Origin of the sequence: Cupriavidus sp. UYPR2.512 (assembly GCF_000379565.1) — a bacterium.
In the GTDB taxonomy this organism is placed as follows: domain Bacteria; phylum Pseudomonadota; class Gammaproteobacteria; order Burkholderiales; family Burkholderiaceae; genus Cupriavidus.
This window is the reverse complement of sequence record NZ_KB903206.1, coordinates 116,666-138,297: the sequence shown is the minus strand read 5'-3', so window position 1 is coordinate 138,297 and position 21,632 is coordinate 116,666. Positions and strand designations below refer to the sequence as shown.

General features: G+C 68.2%; 25 protein-coding genes. 12 read left to right on the top strand and 13 right to left on the bottom strand.

Annotated elements, in window-relative coordinates:
* Positions 1-3: 3 nt before the first annotated feature.
* The 8 genes from A3A5_RS0136705 to mltG form a co-directional block, all read right to left on the bottom strand.
* On the bottom strand, positions 4-393 hold the full coding sequence (locus tag A3A5_RS0136705) for a YkvA family protein (RefSeq protein ID WP_018315410.1): 390 nt from the start codon (positions 391-393) through the stop codon (positions 4-6).
* Positions 394-408: 15 nt separating this feature from the next.
* Positions 409-1,155, bottom strand: coding sequence for an ankyrin repeat domain-containing protein (locus A3A5_RS0136700; protein ID WP_026201496.1), 747 nt, complete (start codon positions 1,153-1,155; stop codon positions 409-411).
* Complete coding sequence (locus A3A5_RS0136695) at positions 1,148-1,942, bottom strand: TatD family hydrolase (RefSeq protein ID WP_013956571.1); 795 nt, start codon at positions 1,940-1,942, stop codon at positions 1,148-1,150. The genes A3A5_RS0136700 and A3A5_RS0136695 overlap by 8 nt, the downstream gene beginning before the upstream one ends.
* Before the next feature lie 23 nt (positions 1,943-1,965).
* On the bottom strand, positions 1,966-2,472 hold the full coding sequence (locus A3A5_RS0136690; protein WP_018315408.1) for a GNAT family N-acetyltransferase: 507 nt from the start codon (positions 2,470-2,472) through the stop codon (positions 1,966-1,968).
* A 37-nt stretch (positions 2,473-2,509) separates the two neighbouring features.
* The gene (locus A3A5_RS0136685) at positions 2,510-2,902 is read right to left on the bottom strand and encodes a PilZ domain-containing protein (protein ID WP_026201495.1); all 393 of its coding nucleotides are present in this window, start codon (positions 2,900-2,902) and stop codon (positions 2,510-2,512) included.
* A gap of 66 nt (positions 2,903-2,968) precedes the next feature.
* Entirely contained in the window at positions 2,969-3,976 is a 1,008-nt protein-coding gene (locus A3A5_RS0136680; RefSeq protein ID WP_018315406.1) for a DNA polymerase III subunit delta', read from the bottom strand.
* A 118-nt stretch (positions 3,977-4,094) separates the two neighbouring features.
* The gene (gene tmk / locus A3A5_RS0136675) at positions 4,095-4,706 is read right to left on the bottom strand and encodes a dTMP kinase (protein ID WP_013956567.1); all 612 of its coding nucleotides are present in this window, start codon (positions 4,704-4,706) and stop codon (positions 4,095-4,097) included.
* Between the two features lie 7 nt (positions 4,707-4,713).
* Positions 4,714-5,709 carry an endolytic transglycosylase MltG gene (gene mltG, locus A3A5_RS0136670; protein WP_026201494.1) on the bottom strand — a complete coding sequence of 332 codons (996 nt, stop codon included), beginning with the start codon at positions 5,707-5,709 and terminating at the stop codon, positions 4,714-4,716.
* 223 nt (positions 5,710-5,932) lie between these two features.
* Here mltG and A3A5_RS0136665 point away from each other — a divergent pair, with 223 nt between their 5' ends.
* The 3 genes from A3A5_RS0136665 to A3A5_RS0136655 all read left to right on the top strand — a co-directional run bounded on the left by A3A5_RS0136665 (position 5,933) and on the right by A3A5_RS0136655 (position 8,158).
* Positions 5,933-6,949 carry a folate-binding protein YgfZ gene (locus A3A5_RS0136665; protein WP_081624080.1) on the top strand — a complete coding sequence of 339 codons (1,017 nt, stop codon included), beginning with the start codon at positions 5,933-5,935 and terminating at the stop codon, positions 6,947-6,949.
* A gap of 16 nt (positions 6,950-6,965) precedes the next feature.
* A complete protein-coding gene (locus A3A5_RS0136660; protein WP_013956564.1) occupies positions 6,966-7,256 on the top strand; it encodes a DUF4936 family protein in 291 nt (96 codons plus the stop codon).
* A gap of 74 nt (positions 7,257-7,330) precedes the next feature.
* On the top strand, positions 7,331-8,158 hold the full coding sequence (locus A3A5_RS0136655; RefSeq protein WP_018315403.1) for an NRDE family protein: 828 nt from the start codon (positions 7,331-7,333) through the stop codon (positions 8,156-8,158).
* An 18-nt stretch (positions 8,159-8,176) separates the two neighbouring features.
* Here the strand turns inward: A3A5_RS0136655 and A3A5_RS0136650 are convergent, their stop codons facing one another.
* On the bottom strand, positions 8,177-8,605 hold the full coding sequence (locus A3A5_RS0136650) for a GNAT family N-acetyltransferase (protein WP_026201493.1): 429 nt from the start codon (positions 8,603-8,605) through the stop codon (positions 8,177-8,179).
* Between the two features lie 202 nt (positions 8,606-8,807).
* Between A3A5_RS0136650 and A3A5_RS0136645 the strand changes: the two genes are divergently transcribed.
* The 7 genes from A3A5_RS0136645 (at position 8,808) to denD (ending at position 15,802) form a co-directional block, all read left to right on the top strand.
* Positions 8,808-9,542, top strand: coding sequence for a FadR/GntR family transcriptional regulator (locus A3A5_RS0136645; protein ID WP_026201492.1), 735 nt, complete (start codon positions 8,808-8,810; stop codon positions 9,540-9,542).
* A gap of 55 nt (positions 9,543-9,597) precedes the next feature.
* Positions 9,598-10,491, top strand: coding sequence for an L-threonate dehydrogenase (ltnD, locus tag A3A5_RS0136640; protein ID WP_018315400.1), 894 nt, complete (start codon positions 9,598-9,600; stop codon positions 10,489-10,491).
* Positions 10,492-10,503: 12 nt separating this feature from the next.
* On the top strand, positions 10,504-11,814 hold the full coding sequence (otnK, locus tag A3A5_RS0136635) for a 3-oxo-tetronate kinase (RefSeq protein ID WP_051108615.1): 1,311 nt from the start codon (positions 10,504-10,506) through the stop codon (positions 11,812-11,814).
* Positions 11,811-12,464 (top strand): aldolase, encoded by a 654-nt coding sequence (locus tag A3A5_RS0136630; protein ID WP_018315398.1) that lies wholly within the window; start codon positions 11,811-11,813, stop codon positions 12,462-12,464. Before otnK ends, A3A5_RS0136630 begins: the two co-directional genes overlap by 4 nt.
* A 129-nt stretch (positions 12,465-12,593) precedes the next feature.
* On the top strand, positions 12,594-13,967 hold the full coding sequence (locus A3A5_RS0136625; protein WP_018315397.1) for an MFS transporter: 1,374 nt from the start codon (positions 12,594-12,596) through the stop codon (positions 13,965-13,967).
* Between the two features lie 57 nt (positions 13,968-14,024).
* Positions 14,025-14,807, top strand: a complete 783-nt coding sequence (otnI, locus tag A3A5_RS0136620; protein WP_018315396.1) for a 2-oxo-tetronate isomerase — start codon at positions 14,025-14,027, stop codon at positions 14,805-14,807.
* A 20-nt stretch (positions 14,808-14,827) separates the two neighbouring features.
* Positions 14,828-15,802, top strand: a complete 975-nt coding sequence (gene denD, locus A3A5_RS0136615) for a D-erythronate dehydrogenase (RefSeq protein WP_018315395.1) — start codon at positions 14,828-14,830, stop codon at positions 15,800-15,802.
* A gap of 115 nt (positions 15,803-15,917) precedes the next feature.
* Here the strand turns inward: denD and A3A5_RS0136610 are convergent, their stop codons facing one another.
* From A3A5_RS0136610 to A3A5_RS0136600, 3 genes are all read right to left on the bottom strand, one after another.
* Complete coding sequence (locus A3A5_RS0136610) at positions 15,918-16,355, bottom strand: YbgC/FadM family acyl-CoA thioesterase (RefSeq protein ID WP_018315394.1); 438 nt, start codon at positions 16,353-16,355, stop codon at positions 15,918-15,920.
* Between the two features lie 116 nt (positions 16,356-16,471).
* Entirely contained in the window at positions 16,472-17,455 is a 984-nt protein-coding gene (locus A3A5_RS0136605; protein WP_018315393.1) for a tripartite tricarboxylate transporter substrate binding protein, read from the bottom strand.
* Positions 17,456-17,535: 80 nt separating this feature from the next.
* On the bottom strand, positions 17,536-18,558 hold the full coding sequence (locus A3A5_RS0136600; protein WP_018315392.1) for an alpha/beta hydrolase: 1,023 nt from the start codon (positions 18,556-18,558) through the stop codon (positions 17,536-17,538).
* A gap of 334 nt (positions 18,559-18,892) precedes the next feature.
* Between A3A5_RS0136600 and A3A5_RS0136595 the strand changes: the two genes are divergently transcribed.
* Both A3A5_RS0136595 and A3A5_RS0136590 read left to right on the top strand, forming a co-directional pair.
* Positions 18,893-20,041 carry an iron-containing alcohol dehydrogenase gene (locus A3A5_RS0136595; RefSeq protein ID WP_018315391.1) on the top strand — a complete coding sequence of 383 codons (1,149 nt, stop codon included), beginning with the start codon at positions 18,893-18,895 and terminating at the stop codon, positions 20,039-20,041.
* A 76-nt stretch (positions 20,042-20,117) separates the two neighbouring features.
* On the top strand, positions 20,118-20,639 hold the full coding sequence (locus tag A3A5_RS0136590; RefSeq protein ID WP_018315390.1) for an O-acetyl-ADP-ribose deacetylase: 522 nt from the start codon (positions 20,118-20,120) through the stop codon (positions 20,637-20,639).
* A 39-nt stretch (positions 20,640-20,678) separates the two neighbouring features.
* Here the strand turns inward: A3A5_RS0136590 and A3A5_RS0136585 are convergent, their stop codons facing one another.
* Positions 20,679-21,626 (bottom strand): alpha/beta fold hydrolase, encoded by a 948-nt coding sequence (locus A3A5_RS0136585; protein WP_018315389.1) that lies wholly within the window; start codon positions 21,624-21,626, stop codon positions 20,679-20,681.
* Between the last annotated feature and the right edge of the window lie 6 nt (positions 21,627-21,632).

The window sequence follows — 21,632 nt, the reverse complement described above, 5'->3', positions numbered from 1 at the left end:
GCTTCAGCGTGGCGCCAGCCAGCGCCACGCCAGCCAGGCCAGCAGCACCCACACCAGCACGATGACCATGGCGGCCGCGCGATTGCGCGGCCGTTGCGCATTGGCAGCCTGCCAGGCTTCGGCGCGGCCGCGGCATTCGGTCTTCACGGCCGCCGGGATCATCCGCAGCGTGAGCCAGATACCCAGCGGCACCAGCAGCACGTCGTCGACGTAGCCCAGCACCGGAATGAAATCCGGGATCAGGTCGATCGGGCTGAAGGCGTAGGCCACCACCAGCGCGCCGAGCAGCCGCGCCGCCCATGGCGTATCGGGGTGGCGGCTGCAGAACCACAGCGTCAGCAGGCTGTTTTTCAGCCCGCGCGCCCACTGGCGCAGGCGCGATACCGTGGCCATCGCAGCCGGGCCGGCTTACCAGCTCTTGCTCTGCGGCGCGGCGGGCCGCTTGCCGCCGGGCTCGCCGGTGGGCGCCTTCAACGGCGGCGCCGGCACGATCGGGGTCTGCGGGTACAGCTTCTGCCAGCGGGCCTTCAGGCCCTTGGCGATCTCGGCCTGGTTGTAGCGCTCGGCAAAATCGATCACGGTCATGCCCTGCTGGTTCTTCAGGCGCATGTCGGCGCCTTCGTCCAGCAGCAGCTTGACGGTCTCGATATGGCCGCCGCGCGCGGCCATCATCAGCGGCGTGGTGCCGTTGGGGCTTTCGGCATCGATATAGGCGGCTTGGTCGACCAGGTACTTGACCACGTTGTTGTGGCCGTTGGTGGCCGCGTAATGCAGCGGGGTCCAGCCGGTCTTGTTGATCTCGGCCTCCATCTCGTCGACCATCAGCTTGACCATGTCCAGCTCGCCTTGCAGCGCGGCCATCATCAGCGGCGTCTCGCCGGCCGGGTTGGCCTTGTCGAAATCGATGTCCTTGGCGCGGATCAGCACCGTGGCCGCCTTCAGCGACTTCTCGCGCAGCGCCAGCACCAGCGCCGGGTTGCCGCGGCTGTCCACCAGATTGGGATCGACGCCCTTGGCCAGCAGCTTCTTGACGGTGTTGGCGTCGTCGAATTCAACGGCCTTGCGCATGTCGTCGGCGGGCGCGGCCTGCGCCAGCGTGGCGGCGGCCAGCGCAAGGGCGCCGGCAGCGCGTCGGGCAAACTTCATGTTAAACATGCGATTCCCTGTCAATATGCTTGAATAGATTGAAGAAATTTTCCGTAGTCTGCTCCGCAACCTGTTCCACCGGCACCCCGCGCAGTTGCGCGATGAACTCGCCCACATGGCGCACCCAGGCAGGTTCGTTGGTCTTGCCGCGGTACGGCACCGGCGCCAGGTAGGGCGAATCGGTCTCGATCAGCATGCGCTCCAGCGGCACCTTGCGCGCGGTTTCCTGCAGGTCGGCGGCGCTCTTGAAGGTGACGATGCCCGAGAACGAGATATGGAAACCCTCGTCCAGGGCCTGGCGGGCAACGTCCCAGGTCTCGGTAAAGCAGTGCATCACGCCGCCGGCCTCGCGCGCGTTCTCTTCGCGCATCAGGCGCAGCGTGTCGTCGGCCGACGAGCGGGTATGGATGATCAGCGGCTTGCCGGTCTGGCGCGCGGCGCGGATATGGGTGCGGAAGCGCTCGCGCTGCCATTCCATGTCGGCGATGCTGCGGCCGTTCAGGCGGTAGTAGTCCAGCCCGGTCTCGCCGGTGCCGACCACGCGCGGATGGGCGGACAGTTCCACCAGGCGCTCCAGCGTGGGTTCCTCGCCCTCTTCGTAGTCCGGATGCACGCCGACCGAGGCGTACAGGTTGGGATGCTGCTCGGCCAGCGCCAGCACGCGCGGGAAGTCCTCCAGCGTGACCGAGATGCACAGCGCATGCGTGACCTGGTTGGCGCGCATGTTCTCCAGCAGTTCCGGCAGGCGCGCGGCCAGCTCGGGGAAATCGATATGGCAGTGGGAATCGACAAACATGGGGAATCTCTGGTGCGAGTGGCTCAGGCCACGTCCACGCGGCGGCCGACGATGATCAGGTCGCGCTCTAGACCGTCGAGCACGGCGACGCGCGGCAGGTCGCCCCAGCGCGTAAAGCCCAGCGACGCGAACAGGGCCAGGCTGGGCGCATTGTGGCCGAAGATAAAGCCGAGCAGCGTGTTCACCCCAACCGTGGGCGCATGCTCGATGGCCTGCTGCAGCAGGTAGCGGCCCAGCCCCTGGCCGCGGCGCTGCGCGTCGAGGTAGATCGACACCTCGGCGGTGGCGCCGTAGGCCGGGCGGCCATAGAAGTCAGAGAAGCTCATCCAGCCGGCCATGCGGCCGTCGGCGTCCTCGCACACCCAGAGCGGGCGGCGCCCGGGCTGGTGGGCATCGAACCAGGCCTGGCGCGAGGCCACCGTGACCGGTTCTGTATCGGCGGTGACCATGCGCGAGGCCACGGTGCTGTTATAGATGGCGACGATGCCCGGCAGGTCGCGGGGCTCGGCAATTCGAAGCGAAAAATTCATTTAAAATCAAAAAATTGTGAGAACAACCTCACAACGTTCATAAAGTTTGCGTAGGGCGCCCGGATTCCAGCATCTTGCCCAGGATCTCCTCCACCGCCCGGCGCAGGTTGCGCCCGTTGTCGTCGTCCGGGAAATGCACGCCGACGCCGGGGGTCTTCATCGGCGTGCCCGCCGGGGTGATCCAGGCCACATGGCCCGCGATCTGGTATTTCTGCGGCCGGTCCAGCAGCGACAGCACCAGGAACACCTGCTCGCCCAGCCGGAACGGCCGGTTCGACGGCACGAAGATGCCGCCGCGCGACAGGAACGGCATATAGGCCGCATACAGCCCGGCCTGGTCCTTGATCGACAAGGACAGCACATTGGGGCGTGATGCCGCCCCGCTGCCAGTTGGCGCAGCGGGCGGTGCGCCGGCGACTGCTGTGTTCATGGTTGACCCCTTGAATGACCGTGTGCTGCTTGTTGTTATGGCTTCTTTTTTTGACTGCCAGGCGAACTACCGGAACAGCTGGCGGTATTCCAGGAATACCGCTTCCATCACCAGGCGTGCCGCCAGCGGATGGTTCTCGCTGCGGCGGTGCGCGGCCAACCGGGTGGCAAAGGCCTGCAGGCGGTGCGCGTCGGTGGCCCCGGCGCAGCGCGCCAGCACGGCCCGTTCCTTGGGGAAGTACCGCGGCGCGGCGCTGCCATCCAGGCGCAGCGTCAGCAGATCGTACGTCCAGCGCTGCAGGATGCCAAGCACCGCAGGCACCGGCAGCTTCTGCAGTTGCTCGGCCGCCGCGGAGGCATCGAACCCGGCGGCGGCGCCCAGCTGGCCGACCAGCCAGCGCTGCAGCGGCTGCTCCTCAGCCTCGGCGGCATGCAGCGCGGTCAGCGGCGAGCCGCCGGCCAGCGCCAGCTGGGCCTCGGCATCGGCCACGCCCTGGCCGCCCAGCCAGGCCAGCGCAGCCTCCGGCGTCGGGCGCTGGGCCGAGAACTGGCGGCAGCGCGACAGGATGGTCGGCAGGATACGGTCGAGGCGGTCGGTCACCAGCAGGAACACGGTGGACGGCGGCGGCTCTTCCAGCGTCTTCAGCAGTGCGTTGGCGCCCTCGGTCTGCAGCGCATCGAGCGGATACACCACCACCACGCGCAGCCCGGCCCGGTGCGTGCCCACGCCCACGGCCTCGATCAGCGCGCGCACCTGCTCCATGCGGATGATCTTGCTGGGCGCCTTCTTCTTGCCGCCCTCGTCGGTCTCGGCCTCGGCCGCGGCGTCCAGCGCCTCGGGCCGCACCACGGTGAAGTCCGGGTGATTGCCCTGGCTGAACCAGTGGCAGGCGGCGCACTGGCCGCAGGGCTGGCCGTCCGGCAGCGGCGCCTCGCACAACAGCCCCTGCGCGAAATGCAGGGCCAGGTCGCGCTTGCCGATGCCTTGCTGGCCATGGATCAGCAAGGCATGTGGCAGCCGTTCACGCAGTGCGCCGAGCCGTTGCCAGTCTTCCTTCTGCCAGGGATATAGCATGTGAATCAGTGGGTTAGCGATCTAACTTCAAGTTTTACCTGTGATAGCCCTGTGATTACGAATGCCACAATGGCGCGGCGCTCACATCTATCACGTCAGATATATATCGGCAAAAAAATCAGACCGTTGCGATGATTTTTTCAAGTTCATCGCGAATGTCCGCAATGCTACGCGTGGCGTCGATCACCCGGAAGCGCTGCGGCGACTGGGCCGCGCGGCGCAGGTATTCATCGCGGGTGCGCTGGAAGAACGCGCGCGATTCGGATTCGAACCTGTCGGGCGCGCGCGCTCCGGCCAGGCGCTCGCTGGCGGTTTCCAGCGGCACGTCGAACAGCAGCGTCAGGTCCGGCTGCAGGCCGCCCTGCACCCAGTCTTCCAGCACTTCCAGGCGCTCGGTGGCCAGGCCCCTGCCCCCGCCCTGGTAGGCGAAGGTGGCGTCGGTGAAGCGGTCGGAAATCACCCACTTGCCGCGCTCCAGCGCGGGGGCGATGACCTCGGCGATATGCTCGCGCCGGGCCGCGAACATCAGCAACGCCTCGGTTTCCAGGTGCATCTTGCGATGCAGCAGGATCTGGCGCAGGTCTTCGCCCAGCGACGTGCCGCCGGGCTCGCGGGTGGTGACGACGCCGGCAATATCGCTGCGTGCGCGCAGGCGGTCGGCGACCCAGTCGATATGGGTGCTCTTGCCGGCGCCGTCGATGCCTTCAAACGTGATGAATTTTCCGCGCATGGAATGCCTATTTGCCGCGCTGGTACTTGTCGACCGCGCGGTTGTGTTCGGGAAGCGAGTTGGAGAAATGGCTGCTGCCGTCGCCGCGGGCGACGAAGTACAGTGCGTCGGATGGCGCCGGCGTGGTCGCCGCCGCCAGCGAGGCCAGCCCCGGCAGCGCAATCGGCGTGGGCGGCAGGCCGGTGCGGGTGTAGGTATTGTACGGGGTGTCGGCCTGCAGGTCGCGCTTGCGCAGGTCGCCGTCGAAGCCATCGCCCAGGCCGTAGATCACGGTCGGGTCGGTCTGCAGCATCATGTTCTTGCGCAGCCGGTTGATGAACACGGCGGCGATCATCGGGCGTTCGGCGGCCTGGCCCGTTTCTTTCTCGACGATCGACGCCATCACCAGGGCCTCGTACGGGGTCTTGTATGGCAGGTCGGGCGAGCGTGCGCTCCAGGCCTCGTTCAGGCGCCGCTGCATGGCACGGTAGGCGTGCCGGTACAGATCGACATCGCTGCTGCCGCGCGCGAACAGGTAGGTATCCGGGAAGAACATCCCTTCGGGCGAAGTCTCGGCCGCGCCGATTGCCTTCATCAGGTCCGCGTCGGACATGCCCTGGGTGTCGTGGCGCAGCGCCGGGCTGGCGTCCACGGCGGCGCGCATCTTGCGGAATTCCCAGCCCTCGATCACCGTGACCACATAGTGCGTGACCTCGCCGCGCGCCAGCTTGCCGATGATCGACAGCGGCGTGGCGCCGGTCTCGAATTCATAGCCGCCGGCCTTCAGGTCAGGGCCGTGGCCGCTCAGGCGCACCAGCAGCATGAACAGCCGCGGGTCCATGCCGACGCCGCCGCGCTGGATCTGGCGGCCGACGCTGGCGACGCCGGAATTGGGCTTGATCACCACTTCCACGGGCGACTTGTTGAGGATCAGCGGGTGATTGGCCCACCACGCGAACGCGCCCGCGGCAGCCAGCGCGAACACCAGGATGGCCAGGCCAAGACTAAGGAAAAATCGTTTCATGTATCAGGAATAGGGGCGGCTGACCGCATCCGTCGGCGGGCTTGCGCACCACCGCTTGCCACCACGTGCTGCCGGCGCCGGCCGAAAATCTCATAGCCCCATATAATAACCGGCAGCCTCGCACCGACCATGCGCCGCGGCGCGGGCGCCGCTTGCCGGCTCACCCGGCACGGCGCATGACGGTGCCTTCCCACTCCCGAATTGCCTCAATGATTGCCACGCAATGCCAGTGATGAATGCCCAAGCCCAGGAACTCGCCGCCAACCTTGAAGCGCTGAGCGGCAGCGGCATTGTCTGCAGCCCGGCCGGACTCGGCCTGGTCCGTGTGGCCGGCGACGATGCCGGCAGCTTCCTGCACACCCAGCTGACCAATGCGGTCGAAGACCTGAAGGCCGGCGCGGCCCGGCTGGCCGGCTACTGCTCGCCCAAGGGGCGGCTGCTCGCCACCTTCCTGATGTGGCGCGATGCCGAAGGCATCGTGCTGCAGCTGTCGGCCGACATCCAGGCCCCGGTGCAGAAGCGCCTGTCGATGTTCGTGCTGCGCGCCAAGGCCAAGCTGTCCGATGTCACCCCCGCCCACGCAATCCTCGGTCTCGCCGGGGCCGGCGCGGCCGGGGCGCTGGCCGCTGCCGGCCTGCCTGTGCCTGAGGCCGCCTTTGCCGTGGCCGAGGCCGCCGGCGTCACCGTGATCCGCCTGCCGGATGGCGCCGGCCAGCCGCGCTGGCAGCTGGTGCTGCCGGCCGGGCGTGCCGAGGCGGTGCGCGCGGCGCTTTCCGCCACGCTGCAGGATGCGCCGCCCGCGCTGTGGGACTGGCTGGAAGTGCAGTCGGGCCTGCCCCGCATTGTCGCGGCCACGCAAGAGCAGTTCGTGCCGCAGATGATCAATTTCGAACTGGTGGGCGGCGTCAATTTCCGCAAGGGCTGCTATCCCGGCCAGGAAATCGTGGCGCGCAGCCAGTACCGCGGCACGCTCAAGCGCCGCATGTGGCTGGTGCAGGGCGAAGGCGAAGTGCCGGCGCCCGCGGCTGAAATCTATCGTCCGGAAGATCCGGGCCAGCCGTGCGGCATGATCGTCAATGCCGCGCCAGCGCCCCAGGGCGGCTGGGCCGGGCTGGCCGAACTGAAGATCGATGCCGCCGCCAGTGCTCTGCGCCTGGGCAGCGCCGAGGGCGCGGCGGTGGCCACCGCCACCCTGCCCTACGAGGTGCCGCTGGGCGAGGCCGCCCAGGCCGCTGGCTGAACCCACAGGACCTGCCATGAGTGATCACCTCTACGTTTATTTCCGCGTCCCGGAAGCCGTCGCCGCCGAGGCGCTGCCGCACTGGCACCGCTGGATGGAGACGGTCGCCGAAGCAACCGGAATTGGTGGTACGCTGATGCGCAGGCCGGAAACCCGCGCCGGCGTGCAGACCTGGATGGAGTGCTACGCCGACGTGCCGCCCGCTTTCGATGCCACGCTGGAAGGCCTGTGGCGGCAGAGCGGGCTGGACCAATGGGTGGATGGCGAGCGGCGGGCCGAGCACTTTGTCGACCTGGACGTGCTGTAGGCGTCCCGGCTGCCGTTGGACTGAAGTACGCCGGGTGCCACGGCAGCAACCCCGGCGGCAAAGGAAGCAAAGCGATGTGTCTGATCCTGGTTGCCTGGCAATCCCACCCGGACTATGCCCTGGTCGTCGCCGGCAACCGCGATGAATTCTATGTCCGCCCCGCGGCGGCCGCGCACTGGTGGCAGGATGCGCCGCAGGTGCTGGCCGGGCGCGACCTGGCGGAAGTCATCGGCGAGCCCGGCACGTGGATGGGCGTCAACGCCGACGGCCGCTTCGCCGCACTGACCAACTACCGCGCCCCGTCCGAAAAACGCACCGACGCACGCTCGCGCGGCGAGCTGGTGGCCGGCTTCCTGCGCGGCCATGCGGCCCCGTTCGATTACCTGGACGGCCTCGCCGGCGAAGACGGCTGCTACAACGGCTTCAACCTGCTGGCGAGCGACCTGCGTGAACTCTGGTGGTACAGCAACCGCTCCGCCTCGCGCCAGCCGCAACGGCTGCGCCCGGGGCTGTACGGCCTGTCCAACGCCCTGCTCGACACGCCCTGGCCCAAGGTGCGCAGCCGCGTGGGCGCGCTGGCCGAAGTGCTGGCCGCCGACAGCGGCCAGGCCAACGCCAGCGCCGAGCCCTACCTGCAAATGCTCGCCGACGCGCGCCAGGCCGCGGATTTCGAACTGCCTTCCACGGGCGTGGCGCCCGAATGGGAAAAGCTGCTGTCGTCGGCATTTATCCGCTCGCCGCTGTACGGCACGCGCGCCAGCACGGTGCTGCGCGTGCGCCACGATGGCCGTTTCGACCTGAGCGAGCGCAGCTTCGACGCCGACGGCCGCATCGGCGACGTCAACTTCCACGGCAAGCTGAACCTGCAACGCGACACCGGCATCGTGCCCGCGCCGCGCTGAAGCCCGGATTCCCGGCGTTCAGCCGGCCACGCGCTTGCGCATCTCCACGTGCGGGATGCCGGCCTCTTCAAATTCCGGCCCCACCTGCGCAAAGCCCACGCGCGCATAGAACGGCGCCGCGTGCGTCTGCGCATTGAGTACCAGTTCCGGGTAGCCAAGCTGCTCCGCCTTCTCCATCAGCGCTTCTAATACCAGCGCCCCGACGCCGGTGCCGCGCGCGGTTTTCAGCACGGCCATGCGGCCGATATGACCATCTGGCAGCAGCCGGCCGGTGGCCACCGGCGTACCATCCTCAGCCAGCGCCAGCGCGTGCCAGCTTGGCTCGTCCCATTCATCCCATTCCAGCTCCACCGGCACGCCCTGCTCTTCGACGAAGACGGTGTAGCGGATGGCGCGCGCGCGTTCGCGGGCTTCGGACCAGGGGCAGATCAGGACGGTGGCTGGCATGGCGGTGCAATCAGGCTGGTTGAATGGCGGCGCCCGAAATCCGGGCGGGCGCTCATGATACGCCAGCGGTGCGGGGCGCGCATATCGCACCAAAGTGGATCAAAAGCTATATTTCCTGCACCACACTAGGGTTTGCCCGGGGAGGCATCCCTTTAGCAAATTTGTATGATGACCTTATTACCCAATGACCCCGGAGACTTCCGTGTTCCAGAAAGTCCCTGCCCGCGCCCTGACCGACAACGTCGCCGAACAACTGCTGGACAAGATCCAGAGCGGCGCCTTTGCCCGCGGCGACAAGCTGCCGACCGAGGCGGTGCTGTCGGAGGAATTCGGTGTCAGCCGCACCGTGGTGCGTGAGGCGATCTCGCGGCTTAAATATGAAGGCGTGGTCGAGTCGCGCCAGGGCAGCGGCGTGTTCGTAACGCTGCAGGCCGGCATCCGGCCGCTGCGCATCGACTACACCGACACCGGCACGCTGGAATCGGTGCTGCAGATCGTCGAGCTGCGCCGCGCGATCGAGGCCGAGGTGGCCGCGCAGGCCGCCCGCCGCCGCACCGATGCGTCGATGGCGGCCATCGACGCCGCGCTGGCCCGCCTCGACGAAGAGGTTGCGCAAGGCGGCGACGGCGTGTCCGCGGACGTGGCCTTTCACCGCGCCATTGCCGAGGCCACCGGCAACCCGTATTTTCTGAAGACGCTGGCCTTCCTCAGCCAGTACCTGGAAGCGGCCACGCGCGTGACCCGGACCAATGAGGCGCGCCGCGCCGACTTTTCGCGCCAGGTACGCGAGGAACACCAGGCCATCGTCGCCGCCATCCGCGCCGGCGACCCGCTGGCCGCGCGCAATGCCGCGCAGAACCATATGTACAACGCCGCGCACCGGCTGGCCCAGCTGGGTGCGGACGAGAGCGGCGAAGCGCACGGCGCCACCAACTGACGCACGCGCAACCCCGAACCATCGAATTATCCGTATCTGTTTCAGGAGTCCCTTCATGTCCAGGAATATCGGCGTCATCGGCCTTGGTGCCATGGGCTTTGGTGTCGCGCAGTCGCTGCTGCGTGCCGGCTTCAACGTGCACGCGTGCGACCTGCGCCCCGAGGTGCTGCAGCGCTTTGCCGATGCCGGCGGCGTGCCGTGCGCCTCGCCCGCCGAGCTGGGCAGCCGTTGCGACGTGGTGCTGACGCTGGTTGTCAACGCACAGCAGACCGAAGCCGTGCTGTTCGGCGCCAACGGTGCCGCGGCCGCGATGCAGCCGGGCAAGCTGGTGATCGCCAGCGCCACCGTGCCGCCGGGCTTTGCCCAGGCGCTGGGCCGCCGGCTGGCGGAACAGGGCCTGCTGATGCTGGACGCACCGGTCTCCGGCGGCGCCGCGCGTGCCGCCAGCGGCGAGATGACGATGATGACCTCCGGCCCCGCCGAAGCCTATGCACTGGCCGAGGACGTGCTGGCCGCCATCGCCGGCAAGGTGTACCGCCTGGGCGCCGCGCACGGCGCTGGCTCCAAGGTCAAGATCATCAACCAGCTGCTGGCCGGCGTGCATATCGCCGCGGCCGCAGAAGCGATGGCACTGGGCCTGCGCGAAGGCGTGGACCCGGATGCGCTCTATGACGTGATCACCCACAGCGCGGGCAACTCGTGGATGTTCGAGAACCGCGTGCCCCATATCCTGAAGGGCGACTACACGCCGCTGTCCGCGGTCGACATCTTCGTCAAGGACCTGGGCATGGTGCTCGACACCGCGCGCCACAGCAAATTCCCGCTGCCGCTGTCGGCGGCCGCGCACCAGATGTTCATGATGGCCTCGACCGCCGGGCATGGCGGCGAGGACGACTCGGCCGTGATCAAGATCTTCCCGGGCATCGAACTGCCGGGCAAGGCCGAATAAGAGGGAAACACGATGACCGCAGGCACCCTCGCCCATCGCCCCCATCGCCCGCTCTTGGGCTGCATCGCCGATGATTTCACCGGCGCCACCGACCTTGCCAACACGCTGGTGCGCAACGGCATGCGCACGGTGCAGACCATCGGCCTGCCCGACGTGGGCGCCGTGCAGGACATTGGCGAAGCCGATGCGCTGGTGGTGGCACTGAAGTCCCGCACCATCCCGGCGGTAGAGGCCGTGGCCCAGTCGCTGGCCGCGCTGCAATGGCTGCGCGCGCAGGGCTGCCGCCAGTTTGTCTTCAAGTACTGCTCCACCTTCGACTCGACCGATGCCGGCAATATCGGCCCCGTGACCGAGGCCCTGCTGGCCGCGCTGGACAGCGACTTCACCATCGCCTGCCCGGCCTTCCCCGAGAACGGCCGCACTATCTTCCGTGGTCACCTGTTCGTGGGCGACGTGCTGCTTAATGAATCGGGCATGGAGCACCACCCGCTCACGCCGATGACCGACGCCAACCTGGTGCGCGTGCTGCAGCGGCAGAGCAAGAACAAGGTCGGGCTGCTGCGCTACGACGCCGTGGCACGCGGTGCGCAGGCCACCGCCGAGCGCATTGCCGCGCTGCGCAGCGACGGCGTGCGGCTGGCGATTGCCGATGCGGTGTCCGACGCGGACCTGTTCACGCTGGGCGAGGCCTGCGCCGGCCTGCCGCTGATTACCGGCGGCTCCGGCATTGCGCTGGGCCTGCCCGAGAATTTCCGCCGCGCCGGCCTGCTGCCGCAGCGCGGCGACGCCGACGCGGTGCCGGCCATCGACGGCCCGGGCGTGGTGCTGGCCGGCAGCGCCTCGCGCGCGACCAACGGCCAGGTGGCGCGCTGGCTGGAGCAAGGCCGCCCGGCGCTGCGCATCGACCCGCTCGCGCTGGCGCGCGGCGAAGCCGTGGCCGACGCGGCGCTGGCCTTTGCCGCCGGTCATGACGAGCCGGTGCTGATCTATGCGACCTCCAGCCCCGACGAAGTCAAGGCCGTGCAGGCCGAATTGGGCGTTGAGCGCGCAGGACACCTGGTCGAACAGTGCCTGGCCACGGTTGCCGCCGGGCTGCTGGCACGCGGCACGCGCCGCTTCGTCGTGGCCGGCGGGGAAACCTCCGGCGCGGTGGTGCAGGCGCTGGGCGTGCGCGCCTTGCGTATCGGCGCGCAGATTGCACCGGGCGTGCCGGCCACCGTCACGCTGGACGCAAAGCCGCTGGCACTGGCGCTCAAGTCGGGCAACTTCGGCGGCCCGGACTTCTTTGAAGAGGCGCTGCGCCAGCCTGGAGGCCAGCCATGAGTACCGAAAACCAGCTGCGCGAAGAGATCTGCCGCATCGGCGCCAGCCTGTACCAGCGCGGCTATACCGTAGGCTCGGCCGGCAACATCAGCGCGCGGCTGGACGACGGCTGGCTGATCACACCGACCGATGCCTGCCTGGGCATGATGGACCCGGCCGCGGTCGCCAAGGTGGCCACCGATGGCAGCTGGATCTCCGGCGACAAGCCGTCCAAGACGCTGACGCTGCATCGCGCGATCTACGACAACAACCCCGGGGCGCACGCCGTGGTGCACACGCACTCGACGCACCTTGTGGCCCTGACGCTGGCCGGTGTCTGGCAACCGGACGACGTACTGCCGCCGCTCACGCCCTACTACGTGATGAAGGTCGGCCATATCCCGCTGATTCCCTACCATCGCCCCGGCGATCCGGCGGTGGCCGCGCGCGTGGCCACGCTGGCTGCGCAGGTGCGCGGCGTGCTGCTGGAGCGGCTTGGTCCGGTGGTGTGGGAGTCCAGCGTCTCGCGCGCCGCGTTCGCGCTGGAAGAACTGGAGGAGACCGCCAAGCTATGGATGACGATGAAAGACACGCCGGGCTTCGCCGCCCGCGCGGCGCTGCCCGACGGCGCACTGGCTGAGTTGCGCGACGCCTTCCAGGCGCGCTGGTAACAACCGCTTTTCCCCGATAAACGACGGCTTCACCCGGCGCGGTTGCCTTGCGGCCACCGTGCGGGGGACGCGCATGCCTGCATTCCGCGCGCCGCCGCATTAGACCCACCACCATACCCGGAGACCACCGTGAATTCAAACCAACCGGCGGCGAGCGTGCCCGCCCTTGACAGCCTGGGCGGCAACGCCCGGCTGGACACCGAAGCCCAGATCGAAAAACGCGCCTACAGCAAGGTGTTCTGGCGCGTCATGCCGTTCCTGATGCTGTGCTACGTGGTCGCCTACCTCGACCGCGTCAATGTCGGCTTCGCCAAGCTGCAGATGGCCCAGGACCTGGCCTTCTCCGAAACCGTGTTCGGCCTCGGCGCCGGCCTGTTCTTTATCGGCTACTTCCTGTTCGAGGTGCCCAGCAACCTGCTGATGCACAAGATCGGCGCGCGCATCTGGATCGCGCGCATCATGATCACGTGGGGCATCATCTCGGCGCTGTTCCTGTTCGTGAAGACACCGACCCAGTTCTACGTGATGCGCTTCCTGCTCGGCCTGGCCGAAGCGGGCTTCTACCCCGGCGTGATCCTGTACCTGACCTACTGGTTCCCGGCCAACCGCCGCGCCAAGATGATCGCGCTGTTCATGTCGGGCATCCCCATCGCGGGCATGTTCGGCAACCCGCTGTCGGGCTGGATCATGGACGCCTTCAACGGCGTGCACGACCTGCGCGGCTGGCAATGGATGTTCCTGATCGAAGCGCTGCCCGCGTTTGTGATCGGCGTGGTGACGGTCTTCGTGCTGCGCGACGGCATCGACAAGGCACCGTGGCTCGACGCCGATGAAAAGCGCGTGCTCAAGCGCAATATCGAGGAAGACCAGCGCAACGCTCATGACGCCGCCACCGCCGCCGGCAAGGCCCACGGCCACTCGCTGGGCGCGGTGTTCTCCGACCGGCGCGTGTGGTGGATGTGCCTGATCTACTTCTGCTTCGTCACCGGGCAATATGCGCTGACATTCTGGATGCCCACGCTGGTGAAGGCCAGCGGCGTCACCGGCAACCTGAACATCGGCCTGCTGTCGGCGATCCCGTTCATCTGCGCGGTGATCGTGATGAACCTCCTGGGCCACAGCGCCGATGCGCGCCGCGAACGCCGCTGGCACCTGATCGTGCCGGCACTGATGGGTGCGACGGGCTTTGCCATTGCCGCCTCGTTCACCAACAATACGACCGTGGCCATCGCCGCGCTGTCGCTGGCCGCCGCCGGGGTGCTGACCTGCGCGCCGCTGTTCTGGTCGCTGCCCACTTCCTTCCTGTCGGGCATCGCCGCCGCGTCGGGCATCGCCGTGGTCAACTCGGTGGGCAACCTGGCGGGCTTCGTGTCGCCGTACATGGTGGGCGCGCTGAAGGACATGACCCACCGCACCCAGCTGCCGATGTACGTGCTGGCGGCGGTCCTGGTGGCCGGCGCCGTGCTGGTGTGGCTGACGCCCGCTAAACTGGTCAATCGTTGAACCCGGCGGGCCCGGCCGCGGCCGGGCCCTGCCCCTGCTTTCGCTTCTGGAGTTCCCATGCCGCGCTTCGCCGCAAACCTGTCGATGATGTACAACGAGCACGCTTTCCTGGACCGCTTCGCCGCTGCCGCGGCGGATGGCTTTCAGGCAGTGGAGTACCTGTTCCCGTACGAGCACGCCGCCGCCGAACTGCGCGCGCGTCTGGACGCGAACGGCCTCACGCAGGCGTTGTTCAACGCCCCGCCGGGCGACTGGGCGGCCGGCGAGCGCGGCCTGGCCTCGCTGCCGGGGCGCGAGGCGGACTTCCGCGACGCCATCGGCCGTGCGCTGGAGTACGCCGGCGTGATCGGCAATGACCGCGTGCATGTGATGGCCGGCCTGGTGCCGACCGACGCCGACCGCGCCCGCTACCGCGCGACTTATCTGGAAAACGTCGCATATGCCGCCAAGGCCGCTGCCACGCAAGGCGTGACCATCGTGCTCGAGCCGATCAACACGCGCGACATGCCCGGTTACTTCCTGAACCGCCAGGACGACGCCCAGGCCATCTGCAAGGAAGTCGGCGCGGCCAACCTGAAGGTACAGTTCGACTGCTACCACTGCCAGATCGTCGAAGGCGATATCGCCATGAAGCTCAAGCGCGACTTCGCCGGCATCGGCCATATCCAGATCGCCGGCGTGCCCGAGCGCCATGAGCCGGATCTCGGTGAGCTCAACTATCCCTACCTGTTCGATGTGATCGACAGCCTGGGCTACCAGGGCTGGGTCGGCTGCGAATACCGGCCGCGCGCCGGCACCTCGGCCGGCCTGGGCTGGCTCAAGCCCTACCTGAAGCGCTGAACCCAAACCAGAGCATTACCATGAACGTACTGATTACCGGCGGCGCCGGCTTCCTCGGCCTGCAACTCGCCCGCCTGCTGCTGCAACGCGGCACCCTGAACCTGGACGGCCAGCCCGTGGTCATCCAGCGCCTGACCCTGCTGGACGTGGTGGCGCCGCAAGGCCTGGACGATGCGCGCGTGCGCGTGGTCACCGGCGACCTGTCCGACCCTGGCGTGCTGCGCCAGGCCATCGATACCGATACCGGCGCCGTGTTCCACCTGGCGGCCGTGGTCAGCGGCCAGGCCGAGGCGGATTTCGACCTGGGCATGCGCGTCAACCTGGACGCCTCGCGCGCACTGCTGGAAACCTGCCGTGAGCTGGGCCACCAGCCGCGCGTGCTGTTCACCAGCTCGGTCGCGGTCTACGGCGGCCCGCTGCCGCCGGTGGTGCAGGACGACACCGCGCTGAGCCCGCAATCGTCGTACGGCGTGCAGAAGGCCATCGGCGAACTGCTGCTGACCGACTACAGCCGCCGCGGCTTCGTCGACGGCCGCGTGCTGCGCCTGCCCACCATCAGCGTGCGCCCGGGCAAACCCAATGCGGCGGCCTCGTCGTTCGCCAGCGGCATCATCCGCGAGCCGCTGTCGGGTGTCGGCGCCAATTGCCCGGTGGCACCGGACACGCCGCTGTGGCTGCTGTCGCCGCGCGCAGCCGTGGCGGCACTGGTCAATGGCATCGAACTGGCCGGCGAACGGCTCGGCAACCGCCGCGTGGTGAACCTGCCGGGCCTGTCGGTCACGGCTGCCGGCATGGTTGACGCACTGCGCCGCGTGGCGGGCGATGCGGTGGCGGATCGCGTGACGTGGGAGCGCGAAGCGCGCGTGGAGAACATCGTCGGCACCTGGCCGGCGGCCTGGAATGCGGAGCGTGCGCTGGCGCTGGGGTTCCAGGGCGATGCCAGCTTCGATGCGGTGATTCGGGCGTATATGGAGGACGCGGGGCTGGGCAAGTAAGCTTATCTCGCTCAGCTACTGCGACGGACCTGCCAATCACTGAGAGCCGGTCCCCTCTCCCGCTTGCGGGAGAGGGGAGCAAACAAGCGGGCTTCAAAGCCCAGTAGTTCGCCAACTACGCAGCCGGCTTCACCACCTCATACCCCTCGATGATCTCCCGCACCGGCCCCGGAATCGCCGCCGATTTCTGCGTAGCCGGGTCCGCGCAAACATAGACGATCTCACCCGTGATCAGGTGCTCGTCGCCCCGATACATCTCCACCCGGAATAGCATGCTCGAGCGCCCCAGGCGCGACATGCGGCCGCGGATTTCCAGCTCGTCGTCAAAGCGCGCCGAGGCGTGGTATTCCAGCGTGGACTTGACCACGAAGATGTCCACGCCATGCGCGTGCAGCACGTCTTCCGGGTAGCGGATACCCAGCGCGCGCCAGTACTCGGTCACGCAGATATCGCAATACGTCAGGTAGTGCGCATTGAAGACGATCGACTGCGGATCGACTTCGGCCCAGCGCACGCGCAGCGGGATGCTGTGGCGGAAATCCTCTTTGGCCATCGGCTTGGTCTCCTTGTTTGTCGTGGCTTGTCAAAGCACCAGGCCGCCGGCCCGCCGGACAGGGCCGGCAGGCGCGGCGGCCTGGATCGGTGATGGTGGCGGCAGCCTGATTGGCCTTATTGCGCCTTGGCCAGCCCCAGCTTCTCGATGATCGCCTTTTCCTTCTTGACGGTGTCAGCCGCAAACTGCGCGTATTGCTGGCTGCTCATGTAGTACGGCTCCATGTCGAACTTGGCCAGCGCTTCGCGGTAGTTGGGCATGTCCATGGCCTTCTTGAAGGCGTCATGCAGCTTCTGCACGATCTTCGGGTCGGTACCCTTGGGCGCGACCAGGCCGAACGGCGAGGTCTGCACGATGCCGATGCCCAGTTCCTTCAGCGTCGGCACGTTGGGGAAGCGCGCCGAGCGCTTCTCGCCCCAGGTCGACAGCAGGCGCAGCTTGCCCTGCTCCACATACGGTGCCCACGCCGGCGTGTCGGCCACCGACATCACGTGGCCGCCCAGCAGTGCCTGCATCGACTCGGAATTGCCCTTGTAGGGGATGTGCGAGAACTGCACGCCCTGCTTCATCGCCAGCTCTTCCATGGTCAGGTGCAGCGTGGTCATGGAGCCCGGCGAGCCGTAGGTCAGCTTGCCGGGGTTGGCCTTGGCGTAGGCAATGTAGTCCTGCATCGTCTTGATCGGCGAATCGGCCGGCACCACCAGGCCGAACGAGTAGCCGGCGAGGTTGATGATATAGCTCAGGTCCTTGACCGGGTCCCAGTTGATCTTGGTGGTGTACGGCAGGCGGTAGACCGGCATGGCGACCTGCGCCAGCGTGTAGCCGTCCGGGGCGGTGGCCTGCATCATCTGCGCGGGCAGCACGCCGCCCGCGCCCGGCTTGTTCTCGACGATCACGGGCTGGCCCAGGATCTTCGACGCGTTGTCGGCGAGCACGCGGAACGGGATATCCGTGGAACCGCCGGCGGTGTAGCCGATCACCAGGCGGATCGGGCGCTGCGGGAACTTGTCGGCCTGTGCCTGGGCGGGCATGGCGGCAAAGCCCAGTGCCGCGGCGGCGACGGCGATGCCCGCGCGGGCGATGAAGTGGCGGCGTTGCATTTGACTATGTCTCCTTGTGCTGCAAGTCACTGCTGAAAATGGAAGGCCGCGGCCGGTGTGGCCTGACCGTGGCTGGTGCTCTAGTGGTGTGCTGTGCCGAACGCGGCGCGCAGCGCGGCAACGGCGTCGGCATGCGCCTGCGCCACCGCCGGCACGAAGCGGCCCAGCTTGAAGAAATCATGGATCATGCCGGGGTAGTCCGCCAGCGTGGCAGCCACGCCCGCGGCGCGCAGCTTCTCTGCATAGGCCACGCCCTCGTCGTGCAGCGGGTCGTAGCCGGCCACCGCGATCCAGGCCGGGCATGTGCCGCGCACCTCGGCGCCGGCGCCGCCGCCGTCCAGCGGGGCGAAGCGCCAGTCGTCGCGGCTGGCCTCCTGGTCCAGGTACTGGGCAAAGAACCAGCGGATCATGTCCGCCGTCAGCAGGTAGCCATCGGCCAGCGCGCGGTGCGACGGCGTATCCTGGCGCGCGCAGGTGCCGGGATAGATCAGCAGCTGCAGCACCGGCGCCAGGCCGGCATCGCGGGCCTCGACCGCGCAGGCGGCGGCCAGCGTGCCGCCGGCGCTGTCGCCGCCCAGGCCGATGCGCGCCGGGTCGGCACCCAGCTTGTCGGCTTCAGCGAAGACCCAGTGCAGCACGTCGAAGGCGTCGTTGGCCGCCGTCGGGAAGCGCCATTGCGGCCCGAGCCGGTAGTCCACCGACAGCACCATGCAGTCGGCCTGGCCGCACAGCAGGCGGCACAGCGGATCGTGCGAATTGACGCTGCCGACCGTGAAGCCGCCGCCGTGGAAATACACCAGCAGTGGCAGCGGCTCGGTCCAGCTGGCCTCGCGCGGGGTGTACAGCCTGACCGGGATGGCGTGGCCGTCGCGCGCCGGCACCAGCAGGTCTTCCGCCATGTGCACCGGCGGCGGGTTGATATCCAGGATCGGCGCGCTTTTCTCGTAGGCGATCTTGGCGTCCTCCGGCTCCATCACGTGAATTGGCGGCCGCTTGACGCGCGCGATCAGCGCCAGCAGCGCGGCCACCTGCGGGTCGAGCGGGCTGGACGGCAGGCCTGGCGTGGCGGGCGCGGGAGAGCTGGAAGACGGTACGGCAGACATTGGGAGTGGCGCGGCTGCGGACACGGCGCCTGCGGCGCGCAGAAGCGCTGGTGCGGCGCCCGCATCCGGGGAAGTTCGAATAGTGAACGATCGTTCGATTTTAGTATGATGCCAGATGTTTCCGGAACCCGGCAGTACGAGATAACCCCGAAAAGCCACGCTCGGCCTGCCGCGCGGCAAGTTTTTGCGCGATGATCGGTCCAAGCGTGCCCAAGTGCTCCGGAAACGGTACTGCAGGCCCATTGAACCCCAAGACAGCGCGCGTGGCGAGCACTATTCCCGGCGCGCGCTGACCAACCATTTCGCGGCAGATCCCAGCAGGAGACAACCAGACATGGCGTTTATCTACTATCTGACCCACATCCACCTGGATTTCGGCGCGGTAAGCCTGCTCAAGGCCGAATGCGAGCGCATCGGCATCCGCCGCCCGCTGCTGGTGACCGACAAGGGTGTGGTCGCCGCGGGCGTGGCGCGGCGTGCCATCGATGCGATGCAAGGCCTGCAGGTTGCAGTGTTCGATGAAACCCCGTCGAACCCAACCGAGGCCATGGTGCGCAAGGCGGCCGCGCAGTACCGCGAGGCCGGCTGCGACGGGCTGGTGGCAGTGGGCGGCGGCTCGTCGATCGACCTGGCCAAGGGCATCGCCATCCTGGCCACGCATGAGGGCGAACTGACCACCTATGCCACCATCGAAGGCGGCAGCGGCAAGATCACCGACAAGGCGGCGCCGCTGATCGCGGTGCCCACCACCTCGGGCACCGGCAGCGAGGTGGCGCGCGGCGCCATCATCATCCTGGACGACGGCCGCAAGCTGGGCTTCCATTCCTGGCACCTGCTGCCCAAGTCCGCCGTCTGCGATCCGGAACTGACCCTGGGGCTGCCCGCCGGGCTGACCGCGGCCACCGGCATGGATGCGATTGCGCACTGCATCGAGACCTTCCTGGCCCCTGCCTTCAACCCGCCCGCGGACGGCATTGCGCTGGACGGCCTGGAGCGCGGCTGGGGCCATATCGAGCGCGCCACCCGCGACGGCCAGGACCGCGACGCGCGCCTGAACATGATGAGCGCATCGATGCAGGGCGCCATGGCGTTCCAGAAGGGGCTGGGCTGCGTGCATTCGCTGTCGCACCCGCTGGGCGGGCTGAAGATCGACGGCCGCACCGGCCTGCACCACGGCACGCTCAATGCAGTAGTGATGCCCGCCGTGCTGCGCTTCAATGCCGACGCGCCCACGGTGGTGCGCGACGATCGCTATGCACGCCTGCGCCGCGCCATGCACCTGCCCGACGGCGCCGATATCGCGCAGGCCGTGCATGACATGACCGCGCGCCTGGGCCTGCCCACCGGGCTGCGCCAGATGGGCGTCACCGAGGATATGTTCGACAAGGTGATCGCCGGTGCGCTGGTCGACCACTGCCACAAAACCAACCCGAAAGAAGCCAGCGCCGCGGATTATCGGCGTATGCTTGAGCAGTCCATGTAGCACACAGCAGCCTCCCGCCGGCCTGACCGACCAAGCGGCTGTCCGGCGGCCCTCCCTCCACAGCGCAGGAGACACCATGAGCGGCGAGCACTTGCAGGTAGTCCATGGCGATATCACCCGGATGGAAGTCGATGCCATCGTCAACGCGGCCAATAGCGGCCTGTTGGGCGGCGGCGGCGTCGACGGGGCCATCCACGGGGCGGGCGGCTCCGCCATCAAGGAGGCCTGCCGCGCGATCCGCGACGAGCAGGGCGGCTGCCCCACCGGCGAAGCGGTGATCACCACCGGCGGCCGCCTGCCGGCGCCATACGTGATCCACGCGGTCGGGCCGGTCTGGCAAGGCGGCGACCAGGGCGAGGACGAACAACTGGCCAATGCCTACCGCAACAGCATCCGCCTGGCGGCGCAGCACCATCTGCGCAGGCTGGCCTTTCCCAATATCAGCACCGGCATCTACGCCTTCCCGCGCGAGCGCGCGGCGGATATCGCCATCGCCGCGGTGCGCGAAGCGCTGGCCGGGGCGCCGGAGATCGAGCAGGTCACCTTTGTCTGCTTCGACGACGAGAACTACCGGCTGTACCGCGAGCGCCTGACCTGAAGCCACGCGCGGCTGCCCCGGGGCAGCCGCGCGCCCCGGTCACGCCGGCAAGGCGCTGCGGATCAGCTGGTTGACCCGTTCCGGCTGTTCGTGGATCACCCAGTGCGTGCCCTCGGGGATGCGTTCCAGGCGCAGCTCGGGCACGAAGTCTGCCAGACCGTCCACCAGCGACTTCGGCAGCGCACGGTCGCGCTCGCCCCAGATCACCAGCGTCGGGACCCTGACCACAAAGGCGGCCGGATCCAGGCGCGAGATGTCGGGCGGCGGCTCGCCCTCGCCCGGCGGGTGCATGGGCGAGGCGCGGTAGAAATTGACGCCGCCGGTGAGCGGATGGACGCCGGCGTCCTGGCCTTCGCCCGGCTGGGACCATGCCGCGTGGTACCTGGCGCGCGTCTCGGGCGTGTACCAGGCCGCCGGCTTGCCGTCGGCATCGGCCAGCATCCGGTCCAGCAACGCGAAGTCGTTGGCGGCCAGTGCCTTTTCCGAGCCCGGCTTGCGCAGCCAGTTCATGTAGGCGGAAGCGGCCTGCTGCCCGGGATCGGTGGCCAGCGCGCGCGCAAACAGGTACGGATGCGGCGAGTTGACGATGATGAGCTGGCGCACCAGCTGCGAAAACTGGATTGCCAGGTTCCAGCAGATCGCCCCGCCCCAGTCGTGCGCCACCACTATGGCCTGGTCATAGCCCAGCGCGCTGACCAGCTGCACCAGGTCTTCGACAATATGGCGCGGCCGGTAGGCCTCGACGCCGGCGGGCTTGCTCGACAGGTTGTAGCCGCGCAAGTCCGGCGCCACGGCAAAATGCGTGCGCCCGAACTCGGCCAGCTGGGCCTCCCATTCGAACCAGAATTCAGGAAAGCCGTGCACGAACAGCATCAGCGGCTTGCCACGCTCGCCCGCGCTGGCGTAGTGCAGGCGGGTACCGTTGGGCAGCGTGGCGTACTGCAGGTGGCGGATCACGGCGGCGGGGGCTGCCATGTTGTTCTCCATATGCGG

Coding starts and splice junctions, on each gene's coding strand:
- A3A5_RS0136655 (WP_018315403.1), top strand. CDS start 7,331: ATGTGTCTGATCCTGGTTGCCTGGCAATCCCACCCGGACTATGCCCTG.
- A3A5_RS0136680 (WP_018315406.1), bottom strand. CDS start 3,976: ATGCTATATCCCTGGCAGAAGGAAGACTGGCAACGGCTCGGCGCACTG.
- A3A5_RS0136690 (WP_018315408.1), bottom strand. CDS start 2,472: ATGAATTTTTCGCTTCGAATTGCCGAGCCCCGCGACCTGCCGGGCATC.
- tmk (WP_013956567.1), bottom strand. CDS start 4,706: ATGCGCGGAAAATTCATCACGTTTGAAGGCATCGACGGCGCCGGCAAG.
- A3A5_RS0136610 (WP_018315394.1), bottom strand. CDS start 16,355: ATGGCCAAAGAGGATTTCCGCCACAGCATCCCGCTGCGCGTGCGCTGG.
- A3A5_RS0136630 (WP_018315398.1), top strand. CDS start 11,811: ATGAGTACCGAAAACCAGCTGCGCGAAGAGATCTGCCGCATCGGCGCC.
- A3A5_RS0136605 (WP_018315393.1), bottom strand. CDS start 17,455: ATGCAACGCCGCCACTTCATCGCCCGCGCGGGCATCGCCGTCGCCGCC.
- otnI (WP_018315396.1), top strand. CDS start 14,025: ATGCCGCGCTTCGCCGCAAACCTGTCGATGATGTACAACGAGCACGCT.
- A3A5_RS0136665 (WP_081624080.1), top strand. CDS start 5,933: ATGCCAGTGATGAATGCCCAAGCCCAGGAACTCGCCGCCAACCTTGAA.
- ltnD (WP_018315400.1), top strand. CDS start 9,598: ATGTCCAGGAATATCGGCGTCATCGGCCTTGGTGCCATGGGCTTTGGT.
- A3A5_RS0136705 (WP_018315410.1), bottom strand. CDS start 393: ATGGCCACGGTATCGCGCCTGCGCCAGTGGGCGCGCGGGCTGAAAAAC.
- A3A5_RS0136595 (WP_018315391.1), top strand. CDS start 18,893: ATGGCGTTTATCTACTATCTGACCCACATCCACCTGGATTTCGGCGCG.
- A3A5_RS0136700 (WP_026201496.1), bottom strand. CDS start 1,155: ATGTTTAACATGAAGTTTGCCCGACGCGCTGCCGGCGCCCTTGCGCTG.
- denD (WP_018315395.1), top strand. CDS start 14,828: ATGAACGTACTGATTACCGGCGGCGCCGGCTTCCTCGGCCTGCAACTC.
- mltG (WP_026201494.1), bottom strand. CDS start 5,709: ATGAAACGATTTTTCCTTAGTCTTGGCCTGGCCATCCTGGTGTTCGCG.
- A3A5_RS0136650 (WP_026201493.1), bottom strand. CDS start 8,605: ATGCCAGCCACCGTCCTGATCTGCCCCTGGTCCGAAGCCCGCGAACGC.
- A3A5_RS0136660 (WP_013956564.1), top strand. CDS start 6,966: ATGAGTGATCACCTCTACGTTTATTTCCGCGTCCCGGAAGCCGTCGCC.
- A3A5_RS0136695 (WP_013956571.1), bottom strand. CDS start 1,942: ATGTTTGTCGATTCCCACTGCCATATCGATTTCCCCGAGCTGGCCGCG.
- A3A5_RS0136600 (WP_018315392.1), bottom strand. CDS start 18,558: ATGTCTGCCGTACCGTCTTCCAGCTCTCCCGCGCCCGCCACGCCAGGC.
- A3A5_RS0136685 (WP_026201495.1), bottom strand. CDS start 2,902: ATGAACACAGCAGTCGCCGGCGCACCGCCCGCTGCGCCAACTGGCAGC.
- otnK (WP_051108615.1), top strand. CDS start 10,504: ATGACCGCAGGCACCCTCGCCCATCGCCCCCATCGCCCGCTCTTGGGC.
- A3A5_RS0136590 (WP_018315390.1), top strand. CDS start 20,118: ATGAGCGGCGAGCACTTGCAGGTAGTCCATGGCGATATCACCCGGATG.
- A3A5_RS0136585 (WP_018315389.1), bottom strand. CDS start 21,626: ATGGAGAACAACATGGCAGCCCCCGCCGCCGTGATCCGCCACCTGCAG.